Here is a 17082-nt window from a genome sequence, read left to right as displayed (position 1 = left end):
GCAGATGATCAGGCCACGGTGAACGCGGCGCTCAGCAGCACCTCGTCGCGCGAGCTCGGACCCACGAGCAGTTCGAACGCACCGGATTCGACGCGACGGATGCCGGCGGCGTCGACGATCGAGCACTCCGCCACCGCGAGCTCGAGACGCACTCGCGCCGACTCCCCCGGCGCGAGGTCGACCTGACGGTAGCCCTTGAGCTCCCGGTCGGCCCAGCTCACGCTCGTGATGGAGTCGCGCACGTAGACCTGCACGGTCTCGCGCGCCGGACGCTCCCCCGTGTTCGTCACCGTCACCTCGGCGATGATCGTGTCGTCGCGACCCAGCGTCGTCGAGGCGAGCGACAGCTCGCCGTACGACACCGTCGAGTACGACAGCCCCTCACCGAACGCCCAGGCCGGGGACTGCGTGAGGTCGGCGTAGCGGTCGCCGTGCTGTCCGCGGATCTGGTTGTAGTACGTGGGCTGCTGACCGACGTGACGCGCGAACGAGATCGGCAGTCGCCCTGACGGCTCGACCGCACCCGAGATGATCTCGGCGAGCGCGCGCCCGCCCTGCATGCCCGGGTTCGCCGCCCAGATCACGGCGGCTGCCTGCGAAGCGGATGCCGGAAGCACCAGCGGCTTGGATGCGAGCAGCACGATCACCACGGGCTTCCCCGTCGCGATCAGCGCGTCGAGCAGGGCGTTCTGCCCACCGATCAGCTCGAGGGTCGCGGTCGAGCGCCCCTCGCCGACGAGCTCGATGCGGTCGCCCACGACGGCGACCACGACATCGGATTCCGCCGCCGCAGCCACGGCCTCGGCGATCAGCGTCTCGTCCGGTGCGCTCGGCACGACGACCGAGGGCCGGGGCTGGCCGTCGGGGAACTTCGCGCCCCGAGGGTCTTCCTCGAGCGTGAGGATGTCGGCGCCACGCGCATGCGTGACCGACCACCCCTCGACGCCTGCGAGGCCGTCGAGCACGGTGGTGATCATCTCGCGCGGCTGACCGTCGAGCCATCCGGCCTGGCCGGAGCCACCGGCCCAGTCGCCGAGCTGCGTCTGGGCGTCGTCGGCCAGCGGCCCGACGACGGCGACCTTCAGCGCTGTCGCGGCATCCAGGGGCAGCACGCCGTCGTTCTCGAGCAGCACGATCGAGCGACGCGCGGTCTCGAGGTTGAGTTCGGCGTGCGCGGCGCTGCCGACCACGGCATCCAGGTCGTCCTGCGGAAGCCGCGGGTCTTCGAACAGCCCGAGCTCGAACTTGAGGGTGAGGATGCGGGCCACGGCGTCGTCGAACGCGTCTTCGGCGAGCAACCCGTTCGACACAGCCTCGAGTGCACCCTCGAAGAAGCCCGGAGTGTTCATGACCATGTCGTTGCCGGCGCTCACGGCGGCGGCCGAGGCGTGGGCGTAGTCGGGCTGCACGTGCTGCTCCCACACCATGCGGCCGACGTTGTCCCAGTCGGTGATGAGGGTGCCTGTGTAGCCCCACTCGCCACGAAGAACGTCGCTGAGCAGCCAGTCGTTGACCGTGATCGGCACGCCGTCGGTCGTCTGGTAGCCGAGCATGAACGTGCGGCATCCCTCGCGGGCGACCCGCTCGAACGGCGGCAGGAACCACGACCGCAGCTTGCGCCGAGAGATGTCGGCCTCGCTCGCGTCGCGTCCGCCCTGCGTCTCGGAGTAGCCGGCGAAGTGCTTGGCCGTCGCGAGGATGGCGGTCGGGTCGTCGAGGCCGTCGCCCTGATATCCGCGCACCATCGCCGAGGCGAGTTCGCCGATCAGGAACGGGTCTTCGCCGAAGGTCTCGTCGATGCGACCCCAGCGCAGGTCGCGCGCGATGCACAGCACCGGCGAGAAGGTCCAATGGATGCCGGTCGCCGCGACCTCGACCGCGGTCGCCCTCGCGACCTTCTCGACGAGCTCGGCATCCCACGTCGCAGCCATCCCGAGCTGTGTCGGATAGATGGTCGCTCCGGGCCAGAACGAGTGGCCGTGGATGCAGTCCTCTGCGACGAGCAGCGGGATGCGCAGCCGTGTCTGGGAGGTCAGCTCGTTCGCCCGGATGATGCGCTCGGGCGAGGTGTGCAGGATCGAGCCGACGTGCTTGCCCAGCACGTGGTCGTCGAGGTCGTCGCGGGCGTCGAGCTGCAGCATCTGCCCGACCTTCTCCTCGACCGTCATGCGGTCGAGCAGGTCGGCGACGCGCGCCGCGATCGGCAGTTCGGGGTCGAGGTAGGGCAGGGATTCGGTCAGGGTCTGAGAGGTCATCACTTCGTGTTCTGTGTCTTCGTGTCGTGTGTCTGGTTCGTCGTATCGTCCGCGGCGCTCTGCACGGTACCCGAGTCGACCGCCGGGATGCTGCGCACCGCCGTCACCGGGTCGTTCACGTTGAGCCCCTTCTTCTTCATCGCACGGGCGCGCTCACCCGCCGACCGCAACCGCGGGTTGACGTACTCGTCGATGCCGAAGTTGATGAGCGACAGGGCGACGCCGATGATCGCGATGCAGAGCCCCGCGGGCACGTACCACCACCACAGCCGCGGGAACGCGCCGTTCTGCTGCGCCCAGAAGAGGATCGTGCCCCAGTTGAGGTTGCTCACCGGGATCACGCCGATGAAGGCGAGGGTCGTGAGGCCGAGGATCGCCGCCGTGACGGTGCCGACGAAGCTCGACGCGATCAGCGCCATGAGGTTCGGCAGCATCTCGACCGTGATGATGCGGTGCAGCGGTTCGCCGTTGGCGCGGGCGGCCTGGATGAAGTCGCGGTTGCGCAGCGACATGGTCTGCGCGCGCAGCACACGCGCACCCCACGCCCAGCCCGTGAGTCCGAGCACCGCGGCGATCACGATGAGCGGCGGGTTCTCGAACTGCGACGCCACGATGATGATCAGCGGGATGCCGGGGATCACGAGGAACACATTGGTGAGGGCCGAGAGCGACTCGCTCTTCCAGCCGCGCACGTAGCCGGCGATGACGCCGATCGTGATGGCGATGATCGTCGCGATGATGGCCGAAAGGAAGCCGACCACGACGACGCCGCGCGTGCCGAAGATCAGCTGGCTGAGCACGTCTTCACCCATGTGCGTGGTGCCGAGCCAGTGGTCGAGCGAGGGCGGCTGCCGCAGGGCCGTGCGGTCTTTCTGCGTGGCCCCGTAGGGGGCGAGCAGCGGGGCGAAGATCGCGATCAGCACGAACACCCCGAGGATGATCAGGCCGGCGATCGACTTGGGGTTGCGGAACATGGCGAACGAGTGCGCGAGCTGCGACCAGAAGGTCTTGCGGCCGGGCGCGCCGTCGCGCGCGGTGCGGAACGTCGCGGTCTCCGGCATCCCGGTGGGGACCGTGCTGCCGTCGGGGGCCGTGGTGTCGGTCGAGGTGGGAACGCTCATGTCAGGCCTCCGTCTGGCGCGTGCGCGGGTCGAGGTATGCGTAGACGATGTCGGCGAGGATGTTGGCGACCAGCACCGACAGCGTGATCACCAGGAAGACTCCCTGCATGAGGGCGAAGTCCTTCGCATTGGTGGCGTCCAGCAGCAGCTTGCCGACGCCCGGGTAGCTGAAGACCATCTCCATGACGATCGTGCCGCCGACGATGAAGCCGATCGACAGCGCGAAGCTCTGGATCTGCGGCAGCACGGCGTTGCGGGCGGCGTATGCCCACAGCACCCGCCTGTTCGGCATGCCCTTCGCCTGCGCGACCGTGATGTAGTCCTCGTCGAGCACCGTGAGCATCATGTTGCGCATGCCCAGCATCCATCCGCCGAGCGACGCGATGATGATCGTGACCGCCGGCAGGGTGCCGTGCATGATCACCTGACCGATGAAGTCGAGGCTCCATTCGGGCGACTGGCCCTTGTCGTAGGCGTGCGACGACGGGAACCATTTGAGCGTCGACGAGAAGATCGCGATCGCGATCAGACCCAGCCAGAAGTACGGGATCGTGTTGAAGAACGTCGTGATCGGGATGAGCGCGTCGAGCCTGCTGCCGCGCTTCCAGCCGACGATCGCGCCGCCGACCGTTCCGAGCGCGAAAGAGATGATCGTCGCGATTCCGACGAGGCCGAGCGTCCACGGAAGAGCGGATGCCAGCACCTCGGTCACCGGACGAAGACCGTGCAGCGTGGAGATGCCGAGGTCGCCGCGGAACAGCATCGCCCAGTAGTCGAGGTACTGCTGCCACATCGACTTGTCGGTGTCGACGCCGAGCAGGATGCGCAGCGACTCCGCAGCCTCGGGGCTGACGTTGCGGTTGCGGGCGAGGTACGAGCTGACCGCGTCGCCCTTCATGAACCGGGGCAGGAAGAAGTTGATCGTGATGGCCGCCCACAGCGTGAACAGGTAGAACCCTGCGCGTCCGGCGAAGAACCGCCAGGGTACGAGCTTCCTCCCCTTCTGCGCGGTGGTCGCCGTCGTGCCGACCTCGAGCGCGTCGCGGTTCTCCTGTTCGATCTGACCCAGATCGGGGGATGCGGTGGTCACAGTGCACCTCCGTGCGAGCCGGTCGTCGCGAAATGCTTGTCGGGGTCGGGAGACGCCGCCCGCAGCTCGCGCGTGTAGGGGTCCTGCGGGTTGAGGATCACGTCGTCGGCATCGCCGTACTCGACGACGCGACCCTGGTTGAGCACCATGATCTTGTCGCTGAAGTGCCGCGCGGTCGCGAGGTCGTGGGTGATGTAGAGCACTCCGAGGCCCTCTTCTCGCTGCAGATCGGCGAGCAGGTTCAGCACCCCGAGACGGATCGACACGTCGAGCATCGACACGGGCTCGTCGGCGACGAGCAGTGACGGACGCGAGGCGAGCGCGCGGGCGATGGCGACGCGCTGACGCTGGCCACCGGAGAGCTCGTGCGGACGGCGGTCGATCACGGCATCCGCATCGAGGCGCACGCGCTCGAGCAGTCGGCGCACCTCTGCCTCGGTCTCGTTCTTGGGCACGACGTCGTCGAGCCGGATGGGGCGCTCGAGGTGGTACCTGATCGAGTGGTACGGGTTGAGCGACGCGAACGGGTCTTGGAAGACCATGCGCAGCTGCTGACGGTACCTCCTCAGGCCCTTGCCGCGCCGGGGAATGGGCGTGCCGTCGAGCCGCACCTCGCCCGACGTGGGCGTCTCGAGCTGGGTGAGGATCTTCGCGATGGTCGACTTGCCGCTGCCCGACTGACCGACGAGACCGATGGTCTGGCCGGAGTTCAGGGTGAAGCTGACGTTGTCGAGAGCCTTGAGCTGACCGGCTCCTCTGACGTTGTAGACCTTGGTGACATCGGCGAACTCGAGAGTCGTCATCGGGTCAGCACTCCTCTCGCGCCGGTGAGACGGGGGAACGACGACAGCAGGGTCTTCGTGTAGTCGTTCTGCGGGTTCGTCCAGATCTGCTCGGCGGAGGCGAGCTCGACGATCTCGCCCTCGCGCATGATCGCGATGCGGTCGCTGATCTCGAGCAGCAGCGGCAGATCGTGGGTGATGAAGATGACCGAGAAGCCGAACTCGTGACGCAGCTGCGAGATCTGCTTGAGGATCTCGCGCTGCACCAGCACATCGAGAGCCGTGGTCGGCTCGTCCATGACCATCAGCTGCGGGCGCAGCGCCAGGGCCATCGCGATCATGACGCGCTGACGCATGCCACCCGACAGCTCGTGCGGGAACGAGCGTGTGCGCTGACGGCCGACCTTGACGATCTCGAGCAGCTCCTCGGCCTCGGCCCTGCGCTGCTTGCGAGTCATGCCGGGCCGGTGGATCTCGAACACGTCCTCGAGCTGCGAGCCGATCGTCGCCACCGGGTTGAGCGCGTTCATCGCGCCCTGGAACACCATGGAGACCTTGTCCCAGCGGAACTTCTGCATCGCATCGACGTCGAGCGCGTTGATGTCGACGTCGACACCGGATGCGTCGTGGAACGTCACGCTGCCGCCCGCGATCACGGCCGGAGCCCGCAGCAGACGCTGCACGCCGTAGGCGAGGGTGGTCTTGCCGCATCCGCTCTCTCCCGCGAGGCCGAGGATCTCTCCTCGCTGCAGTTCGAGCGTCACGTTCTTCACCGCCTCGACGGGCGGATCGACGTCGTACACGACAGAGAAGTCGCGCACGCTGAGCAGGGGTTCTGACATGGGATGTCCTTCGTCGGGGGGGGCGCGTTTCGTCTCGGTCCTTCGGTCCTCGCTCAACGACCGGGGGGGTGGCCTCCCCCGGTCGTTGAGCGAGCGAAGCGAGACGAAACGCGCCGAATCTGCGTACGACGCCTCGTGCTTACTCGGCCGGCTTCAGCTTCGTGAGGATCTGCACGATGTTCTGCTGAGTCGGGTCGCCCGAGGCATACGGGTCCTCCTCCGAAGGCCACCCGACGTAGTTGCGGGTGTTGTACTCGCCGAGCAGCGGGTGCGCGCCGAGCGGGATCGCCGGGACCTGCTCGACGAAGATCTGCTCGAGCGTCGTGATGGCCGCGGTGCGCTCGTCATCGGACGACGCGTTGGCGTAGGTGTTCAGCGCGTCAGTCGCAGCGGGGTCTTCGAAGCGTCCGAAGTTGAATCCGGCGATGCCCTCGGGCGAGATCCAGCGCGGGTCCATCGTCGACGTGTAGAGACCGTAGGCCGTGCCGCTGTCTTCGAGCCAGTGGATGATGGCCGAGAACGATCCGTCGTCGCGGGGTCCTGCCCAGCCGCCCCAGTCGGGCATGTCGATCTTGACCTCGGCGCCGATGGCCTCGGTGACGTCTTCGGCGATGAGCTCCTGCGCGGTGTTCCAGTCGCTCCACCCCGAGGGCACCGAGAGCGTGAACGAGACGGGCGTGCCGTCGGGGTCGATCAGCGCGTCGTCCTTCCAGGTGTATCCGGCTCCCTCGAGCAGGTCGCGCGCCTTCTCGGCATCGACGGAGTACTCCTCGCCCTGGAACTCGGGCTGGATCTCGTCTTCGAGGATCGACGAGAGTCCGGTCACAGACCACACCGGCTCGCTCGCCCCTTCACGGGCGATGTCGACGTACGCGTCGCGATCGATGACCCAGGCGAGGGCCTGGCGGAACGCCACGTCGTCGAACGGCTTCTGCTGCAGGTTCATGAACAGCGTCGCAGAGCCGGTCGTCGGGGCCACGAAGAACTTGTTGTGCTCGGGGTCGGCGTCGAGGAACTGCTCCTGGATCTGCGGGATGAACGCCTGCGCCCAGTCGGCCTCGCCCTGTGCGAGAGCGGTGGTCAGTGCCGTGTTGTCGCCGTAGGAGACGTAGTGCAGTTCGGGAACCGCGAGGTCGCCGCCCCAGTAGTCGTCGCGCGCCTCGAGGGTGACCGACTCGGTCGACCAGTTCGACAGCGCGTAGGGGCCGGTGCCGACCAGGTCGTCGCCCTTGACGGGGTCGGTGGCAGGCTCGTCGAGGTTCTCCCAGATGTGCTTCGGCACGATCGGCACGTGCAGCACGCGGGCCTGGTTCACGTACTTCGACTCGCCGAAGTTCAGCGTCACAGCGTCGCCGTCGATGGTCGCGCCCTCGAACTTGAGGCCCGCGGTGTCGAGCGCAGGGGTCGAGACGAGCTCGTAGGTGAAGACGATGTCGTCGGCGGTGAAGGGCTCGCCATCGCTCCAGGTGACGTCCTTGCGAGGCACGACGGTGAGGGCCGTGTAGTCGTCGTTCCACTCGATGCTCTCGGCGAGCCAGGGGGTGACCCCCCGATCGCCGGTCTGGTTCACGAGGGCGAGGGTCTCGAAGATGACCTTGCCGTAGCCGTACTTCGAGGCCGACGAGTCGCCGACGTAGGGGTTGTTCGACTCGGTGGTGATCGCACCGTCGGGCTTGGCGATCGTCAGGGCTGCGCCGCCTGCTCCGGCGTCTCCGTCGTTCGATCCGCCGGCTGCGCAGCCGGCGAGGGCCGAGACGCCGAGGGCGGAGATCGCCGCGACAGCGATCATGGACTTTCTGAGCTTCATTGCTTCTCCTTGGGCACGGGTCGTTGTGCTGTGTGGCTGTCGGTGCACGGGCATCCGACCTCATTCGCTTACTGGCGAGAAAGTAAGCTGGTGCGAGGTTACCCGCCAGTAAGTAGAGTTGGCAAGTACGATCCAGTGCAGGATTCGGTGCAGAAGAGGATGGACCATGTCGAAGGATGCTGTCGCCCACACGTCCGTCCGGCCTGCCACCCGCGAGAAGCGGGAGCAGATCCTCAAAGCCGCCGTCGAGATCTTCGGCAACAAGGGTTCGACCAACGGCACTCTCGCCGACGTCGCAGAGCAGGTGGGCATCACCCACGCCGGCGTGCTGCACCATTTCGGCTCGAAGCAGAAGCTGCTGCTCGAGGTGCTCGCCTACCGCGACCAGGCGGACGTCGCAGAGCTCGCCGAGAAGCACATCCCCGGCGGGCCGGAGCTCTTCCTGCACCTCGTGCGCACGGCGGTCGCGAACGAGCGGCGCCCCGGCATCGTGCAGGCCTACACCGTGCTGTCGTCGGAGTCGGTGACCGACAACCACCCCGGTCGCGACTACTTCGAAGACCGCTACACGACCCTCCGGCGCGAGGTCACCGACGCGTTCCACCTGCTGTGCGCGCAGGAGGGTGTGACGGAGCCCGACACCGTGGCCACCGCCGCGGCCAGCATCCTCGCCGTGATGGACGGGCTGCAGCTGCAGTGGCTGCTGCACCGCGACGTCTTCGACCTGGGCGAGGCGAGCGAGTTCGCGATCCGCTCGATCGTCAACGGTGTGCTGCACCCCGGACCGGCACTGGAGTCGTACCGCCGCGACTAGGTGCCGCGACTAGGCTCGGGGCCATGACGATCGACCTCGAAGCGCTCTACACAGACCTGCACCAGCACCCTGAACTGTCGTTCCAGGAGACGCGCACCGCCGGCATCGCGGCCGGTCACCTGCGGGATCTCGGCCTCGAGGTGCACGAGGGCATCGGCGTCACCGGGGTGGTCGGCATCCTGCGCAACGGCGAAGGTCCGGTCGTCTGGGCGCGCGCCGACATGGATGCACTGCCCGTAGGTGAAGAGACCGGCCTCGCCTATGCCAGCACCGCGACCGGCATCGACCCCGCCGGCAACACCGTGCCCGTCATGCACGCCTGCGGTCACGACATGCACGTCACCGCCATGATCGGTGCGGTCGAGAAGCTCGTCGCCGAGAAGGACGACTGGTCGGGAACCGTGGTCGTGCTGATCCAGCCCGCCGAGGAGTACGGAGCAGGCTCCCGCGCCATGCTCGACGCCGGCCTCCGTGACCTCGTGCCGCACCCCGATGTCGTCCTGGGCCAGCACGTCACTCCCCTGCCCGCCGGCACGATCGGCGTACGCCCAGGCACTCAGATGGCGGCATCCGACGGCCTCACCGTCGTGCTGCACGGACGCGGCGGACACGGCTCGCGGCCGCACTCGACCATCGACCCCGTGGTCATGGCCGCGGCGACCGTCATGCGACTGCAGACCATCGCCTCGCGAGAGGTCGACCCCCGCGACGTCGCCGTGGTCACGGTCGGCTCGATCCACGCGGGTCTGAAGAACAACATCATCCCCGCCGAGGCGAAGCTCGAGCTCAGCCTGCGCTACCCGAACGACGAGATGCGCGACAAGGTGCTCGCGAGCGTCGAGCGCATCGTGCGCGCCGAGGCCGCGGCATCGGGAGCAGAGCGCGAGCCCGAGATCCGCACAGACCACACCCTGCCGCCGACTATCAACGATGCGGATGCCACGGCACGCGTCACGTCGGCGCTGCAGCGCGCGCTCGGTGAGGCGTCGGTGATCGACCCCGGCATGTTCACCGGCAGCGAGGACGTGTCGTGGTTCGCCCGCGACACCGGGGCGCCCCTGGTGTTCTGGTTCTGGGGCGGCGTCGATGCGGCGAAGTTCGCCGCGGCATCGGCGGCCGGGACCCTCGACAAGGACATCCCGACGAACCACTCGCCCTTCTTCGCACCGGAGATCCACCCGACGATCGAGGTCGGCGTCACGGCGCTGTCGGCGGCTGCGCGCGAGTTCCTCGACTGAGACTGTTCCCTCGCCGTTCATAATTCAGCATGGACGGCCGGAACCGGGCCGCAACCCTGCCCTGAGCCCGCGGAACGCGCGTTCTCTGCTGAATTGTGAACGCGAAGAGGCGCTGCCTCAGCCGCCGATGGCGTTCATGCCGCGGGCGGGCTGCAGGAAAGACGGGTCGTTGATGGCGTGGCCCGGCAGCTTGCCGTGCACGCAGGAGCGGAGCATGTCGGCGATCCCGCCGGCACGCCGGGCGGAGTCGAATGCCCCGTCGCCGCGCAGCACGCCGATCAGGTCGTATTCGGCGTTGGAGAACAGGCAGTTGCGCAGCTGACCGTCGGCCGTCAGGCGCAGCCGGTCGCACGCGCCGCAGAAGGGGGCGGTGACCGAGGCGATCACGCCGACCTCGTGCGGGCCGCCGTCGATGCGCCACTTCTCGGCCGGCGCGCCGCCGCGTCCGGGAACGGGCTCGAGACTCCACCGCGCGCCGAGCTTCTCGAGGATCTCCTCGCGCGTGACCATCGACGCACGATCCCACGTGTGCCCGGCGTCGAGAGGCATCTGCTCGATGAAGCGCAGCTGCGCGCCGACCTCCATCGCGAACGCGACCAGGTCAGGCAGCTCATCGTCGTTCACACCGCGCATCGCGACGGTGTTGAGCTTGAGCGGGCGGAGCTCGGATGCCGCCGCTGCCGCGATGCCCTCGAACACGTCGTCGATGCGGTCGCGGCGGGTGAGGTCGGCGAAGCGCTGACGGTCGACCGTGTCGATGCTGATGTTCAGGCGTGTGAGCCCGGCGTCGATCAGTGCGGGCAGGTGCTTCGCGAGCGTGATGCCGTTGGTGGTCATGGCGACCTCGACGGGGCCCTCGTCGCCCTGGATCGCCGAGACGCGGCGAACGACCTCGACGATGTCGGCGCGCAGCAGCGGTTCACCGCCCGTGAGCCGGAAGGTGCGGATGCCGAACGAGGCCGCGACCTGCGCCACCTCGACGATCTCGTCGGTCGACAGGATGCTGGTGCGCGCGAGCCATTCGTTGCCCTGCTCGGGCATGCAGTAGGTGCAGCGCAGCGAGCAGCGGTCGGTCAGCGAGATGCGCAGGTCGCGGTGCACGCGACCGTGCGTGTCGACGAGGCCCTGCGGCGCGGGCGCCGAGTCAGCGGCGATCACGGGGTTCGGCGAGCGCACACCGATCACGACCGGCACGGCCGTCATCGCAGTCTCCCTCTCCCCGACATGTTCCGAGACTACCCGCGCGTTCGGTGTCGGGGCCCGTCTGGCGCGACGACCGGCATATTGCCAGGTCGCGGAGCCGGTCGGCTCGGACGGGACCGCATGGCTGCTGTTCCCCCACCTGGCGGCATTCACGGCCGCATCCGATCAGCCATTCGGGATACCGCCGACACCCGGAGCCGCGGCGAATCAGGCTCGACCGTTCTCCTTCGCGGCTTCGCGCACCGCCGTGTGCTCCAGGTTGGCGAGCAGTTGGAGGCGCTCATGGGTGGCCGAGCCCGGCTCAGCAGAGAAGACGATCATCGAGAGCCCCCGGTCGGACGCGAGGTCCATGGCCTGGAATGTGAGGTCCAGGTCTCCGACCACGGGGTGGTGCACCTTCTTCACCCCCGTGCGGTGCTCCCGCACATCGTGGGCTCCCCACAGCGTACGGAAGAGATCGCTGCGGGTGGAGAGCTCACCGACGAGATCGCTGAGCTTCCGGTCGTACGGCGACCGACCTGCCTCGGCACGGAGCACAGCGACGATCTGACGCGTCTGCGCGTCCCACTCCCGGTAGAAGGACTGGGCGCGTGGATCGAGGAACATGAACCGTGCCGCATTGGCCGGGGGATGCGCGTCATCGAGCATCTCGGAGAACAGCGCCCGACCGAGGGCGTTGGTCGCGACCGCGTCGAGACGACCGTTCTGCACGTAGACGGGAACGGTGGAGATCGCATCGATCGTCTGCCGCAAGCCCGGCGTGAGCTGCTGCGCCCGTACGGGACGACGACGGGGATGCAGATGCGCTCCGGCGTTCGCCGCCCTGATGAGGTCGTGCAGATGCGCGTGTTCGGCATCGTCGAGCTGCAGGGCCCGGCTGACTCCGTCGATGACCTGCTCCGATACCCCGGCCGCGTTGCCGCGCTCGAGGCGCTTGTAGTACTCGGCACTCATTCCGGCGACGAGGGCGACCTCTTCTCGGCGCAGCCCCGGCACTCGACGACGACCGCCGAAGTCGGGCAGCCCGACTTGCTCGGGGGTGAGCTTGGCACGCCTCGTCGTGAGGAACTCGCTGATGGCGTCGTGGGTCTCCATGCCAACGACGGTACGCCGATCCGCTCGGTCGAGAGGGGTCCTGTCGGTGCACCCATAGCCGGGGCCACGCTAACTCGGGCCGAAGAGCGTTGACTCGAATCATCATCCGACAGAAGGAACAGTCATGAAGAACGCACACCTCGGAAGCCTGGACGTCTCGCGCATCGGCCTCGGCGCCATGACCATGGCGGGCACATACACGACCGGGGGTGGCCTCGACAATGACGAGTCCATCCGCACCATCCACCGCGCCCTCGACCTGGGCGTCACCCACATAGACACCGCCGAGATCTATGGGCCGTACCTCAGCGAGGAGATCGTCGGTCAGGCCATCAGGGGGCGCCGCGATCAGGTGAAGATCGCCACCAAGTTCGGGCTCGTCTCACACTCCGGCGGCGGACCGGGTGTGACCGACAGCAGCCCGAAGAACGTGAAGGCCGCCGTGGAGGGCTCCCTGCGACGCTTGGGCACCGACCACATCGACCTCTACTACCAGCACCGTGTCGACCCGAACACGCCGATCGAAGACACGGCAGCCGCGGTCGCCAACCTGGTCGCCGAAGGCAAGGTACTGCACTTCGGGCTCTCCGAAGCCTCCGCGCAGACGATCCGACGCGCGCACGCCGTGCATCCGGTGTCGGCGCTGCAGACCGAGTACTCGCTGTGGACCCGTGATGTGGAGTCGGAGATCCTGCCGCTGCTGCGCGAACTGGGCATCGGCTTCGTTCCCTACTCACCGCTCGGACACGGTCTGCTGACCGGTCAGATCCGTTCAGCGGCCGACATCCCCGACGACGACTGGCGCAAGACCAACCCGCGGTTCGTGGGCGAGAACTTCACGCGAAACCTCCGCCTCGTCGACGAGGTGCGCGCGATCGGAGCCGAGATCGGCGCGACGCCGGCGCAGACCGCCCTGGCGTGGATCCTCACTCGCGGCGACGACATCGCGCCCATCCCCGGCACGCGCCGCGTTGCCCGAATGGAGGAGAACACCGCCGCGGACGCCGTCGAGCTCACCGCCGACCAGGCCGACCGGCTGACCGCGCTCGAACCGGCTGCGGGCGCACGGCATGACGACGCGAACATGGCCACGATCGACAGGTGAATCGGCTGTGCGGATGAACCATCGATGCTGGTGGCTTTCCGGCTGACGAGTCCCCGGGTGGCCGGCGGAGAGGCCGAATCCGATCAGCCATCCGGGATGCCGTGAGCAATCCGGCGCAGCGGAGGCGGACTCAGGTGACGGCGACAAATCCCACGAGCGCCGGGTCGATGCGCAGCCGCAGCCTGTCCCCGACCGTGAGGCCCCCGGCAGCATCCAGCGACAGGTCGACCGCACCCGCATCGGTGTGCACGCGCACACCTCCCAGCGTGGGCTCGAGGCGCGTCACCACGGCCGTCCACGACTCCGGGCCAGCCTCCGCGACCTGGACATCCCCCGGACGGAACACCGCGGCGAGCGCGGCACCGTCCGTCGCAGCGAGCTCACGCGACGCAGGATCGGCGCTGGTCAGCCGCACATCGCCGCCGCGCCACGCACCCTGGCTCGCGACGCCCACCAGGCGATTGAGCCCGGCGATCGAGGCCACGAACCTGGATGCCGGGGCGGCGAGCACGTCGCGCACCGGCCCCTCCTGCGTCACGCGGCCAGCCTCGACGACGATCAACCGATCGGCGAGCGCGACGGCATCCGCCGCATCGTGGGTGACGGCGACGGTGGTGGTCGAGGCGAGCTGATCGCGCAGCATCCGCCTGATGTCGCCTGCGGTCTCGGGGTCGAGGGCGACGAGCGGCTCGTCGAGCAGCACGACGCGAGGGGATGCGGCGAGCGCACGAGCGACCGCGACGCGCTGCTGCTCGCCTCCGGACAGCTCGTGCGGCATCCGCTCTCCCGAGCCCGGGAGCCCGACCCGTGCGAGCCAGTCGTCAGCGCCTGCGCGGGCAGCACGATGCTCGATACCCGCAGCGCGCGGACCGAAGGCGACGTTCTCGCCGACCGAGAGATGGGGGAACAGCCTCGGCTTCTGCCCGAGCAGCACGACACCTCGGCGCATCGGCTCCGTGCGCACTCGTGGCTTGGCGACACGATCGACGACGCGCCCCTCGACCGCGATCTCTCCGGCATCGAGCGACTGGAGTCCGGCGATCGCCTGCAGCAAGGTCGACTTTCCCGCACCGCTCGGGCCCATCACGGCCACTGTCGCGCCAGCGGGCACCTGCAGCGACACGTCGACGACGAAGTGCTCACGCTGCACGACGACGTGGGCGCGAAGACCCTCTGCGCCGGTCATCGCGCCGCCCCGGGACGCCATCCACGCACGAGCAGCAGCACGAGGATCGCGGTGGCGAGCAGCAGCAGTGCCAACGCGACGGCGGCCCCCTGCGCCACACCCGCACCGTTGAACGCGGTGTAGATCGCGAGCGGCATGGTCTGTGTGACCCCGGGGCGATTGCCGGCGAAGAGCGCAGTGGCTCCGAACTCGCCGATGGCCCGGGCGAAGCACAGCACCACTCCGGCGACGATGCCGGGCGCGGCGAGCGGCAGCGTGATGCGGCGGAGGATCGTCCAGCGTCCGGCGCCGAGAGCCGCCGCCGTGCGCTCGTACTCGACCCCGGAGGTGCGCACGGCGCCCTCGACGGCCAGCACCAGGAAGGGCAGCGCCACGAAGGTCTGCGCGAGCACGACGGCCGGAGTGCTGAACGAGAGGCCGAGGCCGCCGAACCACCCCGCTCGTCCGAACAGATAGAGCAGCGCGACGCCGCCGACCATGGGCGGCAGCACGAGCGGAACGGTGACGGCGGCCCGCAGCACGGCGGCGAGACGCGGGCCGGAACGGGCGATCGTCAGAGCCAGCGGCACTCCGATCACGATGCAGAGCACGGTGGCGATGAGACCTGTGCCGAGCGAGAGCAGCAGCGCCGAGCGTGCGGCCTCCGACGTCACGTCGGCGATGAACGTCGACCACTCGACGCGGGCGACGAGAGCCGCGAGCGGCAGGATGAGGAACGCCAAGCCGATCAGAGCCGGGATCGCCAGCGTGCGCGGAGCGTAGCCGTGCGAGACCGCAGCGCTCACGGCGCCCCGAAACCGTGGTCGGCGAGGATCCGCTGGCCCTCGTCCGAGAGCACGAAGGCGACGAACTCCTCAGCCCCCGCCGAGTTCGATGCCTCGGACAGCGCTGCGATCGGATAGTGATTGACGACCTCGTCGGCACCGTCGGGCACGATCGCCTCGACATCGTCGCGGCCGACCACGTCGGTCGCGTAGACGAGCCCGGCGTCCGCCTCCCCTGCTGCGACCTTGGTGAGCACCGCTGTGACGTTCTGCTCGAGGCTCGCCGCATCGACTTCGACTCCGGCAGACGACAGCAGGGTCGTGGATGCCGCGCCGCACGGCACCTCGGGCGCGCAGAGCACCGTCGTGACGTCGGCCAGGTCATCGAGGGTCTCCACCCCGCCGGGGTTGCCCGCAGGAACGGCGATCACCAACGTGTTGGAGGCGAACAGGGTGGGGTCGACCGCAGCATCCTCGAGCTTGCGCATGTTGGCCTCGTCTGCAGAGGCGAACACATCGGCGGGGGCACCCTCGAGCAGCTGGGTGACCAGCGTCGACGAGCCGTCGTACACGCCGGTGAACCGCACCTCGGGATTCTCCTGCTCGAACGCATCGCCGATCTCGTCGAAGGCGCCGGACAGCGACGCGGCGGCATACACCGTGAGCTCGCCGCTCACCGCGCCCCCGGACGCCCCCTCAGTGCCAGCGGGTGTCGGCGACTCGACGGCGCACCCGGTCAGCACGAGGGCGGCGGCAGCCAGTGCGATCGCGACGGTTCGGCGCGGTGTGCGGCGCATGTCAGGCCTTCGGCACTTCGACGACGACCTGCGTCGCCTTGACGGATGCCGTGGCCAGAGAACCCACCTCGAGGTGCAGATCGCGTGCCGCCTCGGCCGACATGAGGGAGACGACGCGATGCGGGCCGGACTGCAGGTCGACCTGCGCCATCAGCCCGTCGATCTGCACACGGGTCACGATGCCGACGAAGCGGTTGCGGGCGCTCGAGTGGGCGTCGCTGGATTCGTGCGCCTCATCGGCCAGCTCGACTGCCCGCGCTGCGAGGGCATCGCCGGGGATCTCGGCGGGCACTGCATCGGTCGTCGGCAGCAGGCCCTGATCGACCCAGCGCCGCACGGTGTCATCGCTCACGCCGAGCAGCTGCGCGGCCCGGGCGATTCGAAAGGTCTGCATGCGTGAACATTACCGCGAATGCGGATGCTGCGGGCCTAATCGACCGCATATGCGGAGCACGACACCCTGGCGCGCTCTCGTCCGCTCTCCGACGACGACGAATCTGTCTGAGTTCACCGCGACGTCGCACGCCGGGCATAGCCTGGTGCCATGCAGCCGCTCGTCGCACCCGCACCCGCCCTCGATCCGGCGGAGCTCGTCCGCACCGCCCGGCACGCCGTGCTCGCCGGCATCGGCGAGGAGGGGCAGCGTCGCCTGGCGGCGGCCCACGTCGCGGTCGTCGGTGCCGGCGGCGTCGGCTCCCCCGTGCTGCTCGCGCTGGCAGCCGCCGGCATCGGCACCATCACCGTGATCGACGACGACGTGGTCGAACTGACGAATCTGCAGCGCCAGCTCGCGCACCGCGTCGAGGACATCGGCCGCCCCAAGACCGCCTCCGCCGCCCGCGCGATCACGGCCCTGTCGCCCGACGCCGACGTGCTGCTCGCCACTGAAAGACTCGACTCCGAGAATGCCGAGCGCCTGTTCGCCGGCGCCGACATCGTGGTCGACACGAGCGACTCCTTCGACACCCGCCGCGACGTCGCGG

The 17082-nt window shown here is 68.7% G+C and carries 16 protein-coding genes; 4 read left to right on the top strand and 12 right to left on the bottom strand.

Going from position 1 to position 17082, the window contains the following annotated elements; all coding sequences use genetic code 11:
- Positions 1-8: 8 nt before the first annotated feature.
- From OPU70_RS16735 to OPU70_RS16710, 6 genes are all read right to left on the bottom strand, one after another.
- Complete coding sequence (locus OPU70_RS16735; protein WP_498558294.1) at positions 9-2255, bottom strand: exo-beta-d-1,3/1,6-glucosidase; 2247 nt, start codon at positions 2253-2255, stop codon at positions 9-11.
- Positions 2255-3376 (bottom strand): ABC transporter permease, encoded by a 1122-nt coding sequence (locus OPU70_RS16730; protein ID WP_498558293.1) that lies wholly within the window; start codon positions 3374-3376, stop codon positions 2255-2257. Before OPU70_RS16730 ends, OPU70_RS16735 begins: the two co-directional genes overlap by 1 nt.
- A gap of 1 nt (position 3377) precedes the next feature.
- On the bottom strand, positions 3378-4466 hold the full coding sequence (locus tag OPU70_RS16725) for an ABC transporter permease (protein ID WP_042538094.1): 1089 nt from the start codon (positions 4464-4466) through the stop codon (positions 3378-3380).
- Positions 4463-5269 (bottom strand): ABC transporter ATP-binding protein, encoded by an 807-nt coding sequence (locus OPU70_RS16720; RefSeq protein WP_042538096.1) that lies wholly within the window; start codon positions 5267-5269, stop codon positions 4463-4465. The genes OPU70_RS16725 and OPU70_RS16720 overlap by 4 nt, the downstream gene beginning before the upstream one ends.
- Positions 5266-6090: an ABC transporter ATP-binding protein gene (locus tag OPU70_RS16715; protein ID WP_042538098.1), complete on the bottom strand. Its 825-nt coding sequence runs from the start codon at positions 6088-6090 to the stop codon at positions 5266-5268. The genes OPU70_RS16720 and OPU70_RS16715 overlap by 4 nt, the downstream gene beginning before the upstream one ends.
- A gap of 139 nt (positions 6091-6229) precedes the next feature.
- Positions 6230-7897, bottom strand: coding sequence for an ABC transporter substrate-binding protein (locus tag OPU70_RS16710; protein ID WP_079112121.1), 1668 nt, complete (start codon positions 7895-7897; stop codon positions 6230-6232).
- A 166-nt stretch (positions 7898-8063) separates the two neighbouring features.
- Between OPU70_RS16710 and OPU70_RS16705 the strand changes: the two genes are divergently transcribed.
- Positions 8064-8711 (top strand): TetR/AcrR family transcriptional regulator, encoded by a 648-nt coding sequence (locus tag OPU70_RS16705; RefSeq protein ID WP_042538103.1) that lies wholly within the window; start codon positions 8064-8066, stop codon positions 8709-8711.
- 23 nt (positions 8712-8734) lie between these two features.
- On the top strand, positions 8735-9949 hold the full coding sequence (locus OPU70_RS16700) for an amidohydrolase (RefSeq protein ID WP_042538106.1): 1215 nt from the start codon (positions 8735-8737) through the stop codon (positions 9947-9949).
- A 117-nt stretch (positions 9950-10066) separates the two neighbouring features.
- Here the strand turns inward: OPU70_RS16700 and moaA are convergent, their stop codons facing one another.
- The gene (gene moaA / locus OPU70_RS16695; protein WP_498558292.1) at positions 10067-11152 is read right to left on the bottom strand and encodes a GTP 3',8-cyclase MoaA; all 1086 of its coding nucleotides are present in this window, start codon (positions 11150-11152) and stop codon (positions 10067-10069) included.
- Between the two features lie 207 nt (positions 11153-11359).
- Positions 11360-12247, bottom strand: coding sequence for a helix-turn-helix transcriptional regulator (locus OPU70_RS16690; protein WP_498558291.1), 888 nt, complete (start codon positions 12245-12247; stop codon positions 11360-11362).
- 124 nt (positions 12248-12371) lie between these two features.
- Between OPU70_RS16690 and OPU70_RS16685 the strand changes: the two genes are divergently transcribed.
- Complete coding sequence (locus OPU70_RS16685; protein ID WP_475123377.1) at positions 12372-13352, top strand: aldo/keto reductase; 981 nt, start codon at positions 12372-12374, stop codon at positions 13350-13352.
- Positions 13353-13482: 130 nt separating this feature from the next.
- On the opposite strand, the gene OPU70_RS16680 is transcribed toward OPU70_RS16685, so the two are convergent.
- Genes OPU70_RS16680 through OPU70_RS16665 form a run of 4 tightly spaced genes read right to left on the bottom strand, consistent with a single transcriptional unit; the run spans position 13483 to position 16493 of the window.
- The gene (locus OPU70_RS16680) at positions 13483-14538 is read right to left on the bottom strand and encodes a sulfate/molybdate ABC transporter ATP-binding protein (protein ID WP_052492870.1); all 1056 of its coding nucleotides are present in this window, start codon (positions 14536-14538) and stop codon (positions 13483-13485) included.
- Positions 14535-15323 (bottom strand): molybdate ABC transporter permease subunit, encoded by a 789-nt coding sequence (gene modB, locus OPU70_RS16675; protein ID WP_498558290.1) that lies wholly within the window; start codon positions 15321-15323, stop codon positions 14535-14537. The genes OPU70_RS16680 and modB overlap by 4 nt, the downstream gene beginning before the upstream one ends.
- The gene (gene modA, locus OPU70_RS16670; protein WP_079112114.1) at positions 15320-16099 is read right to left on the bottom strand and encodes a molybdate ABC transporter substrate-binding protein; all 780 of its coding nucleotides are present in this window, start codon (positions 16097-16099) and stop codon (positions 15320-15322) included. The genes modB and modA overlap by 4 nt, the downstream gene beginning before the upstream one ends.
- Position 16100: 1 nt before the next feature.
- Positions 16101-16493, bottom strand: a complete 393-nt coding sequence (locus OPU70_RS16665) for a TOBE domain-containing protein (RefSeq protein ID WP_042538120.1) — start codon at positions 16491-16493, stop codon at positions 16101-16103.
- 150 nt (positions 16494-16643) lie between these two features.
- Between OPU70_RS16665 and OPU70_RS16660 the strand changes: the two genes are divergently transcribed.
- Positions 16644-17082, top strand: a 439-nt coding sequence (locus tag OPU70_RS16660; RefSeq protein WP_498558289.1) for a HesA/MoeB/ThiF family protein, incomplete at its 3' end; no start/stop codon positions are given.

This window comes from Microbacterium sp. SWDP-B6, assembly GCF_059803615.1.
Note: the sequence above shows the minus strand (reverse complement) of the source record. Positions and strands in the feature narration are given on the sequence as shown.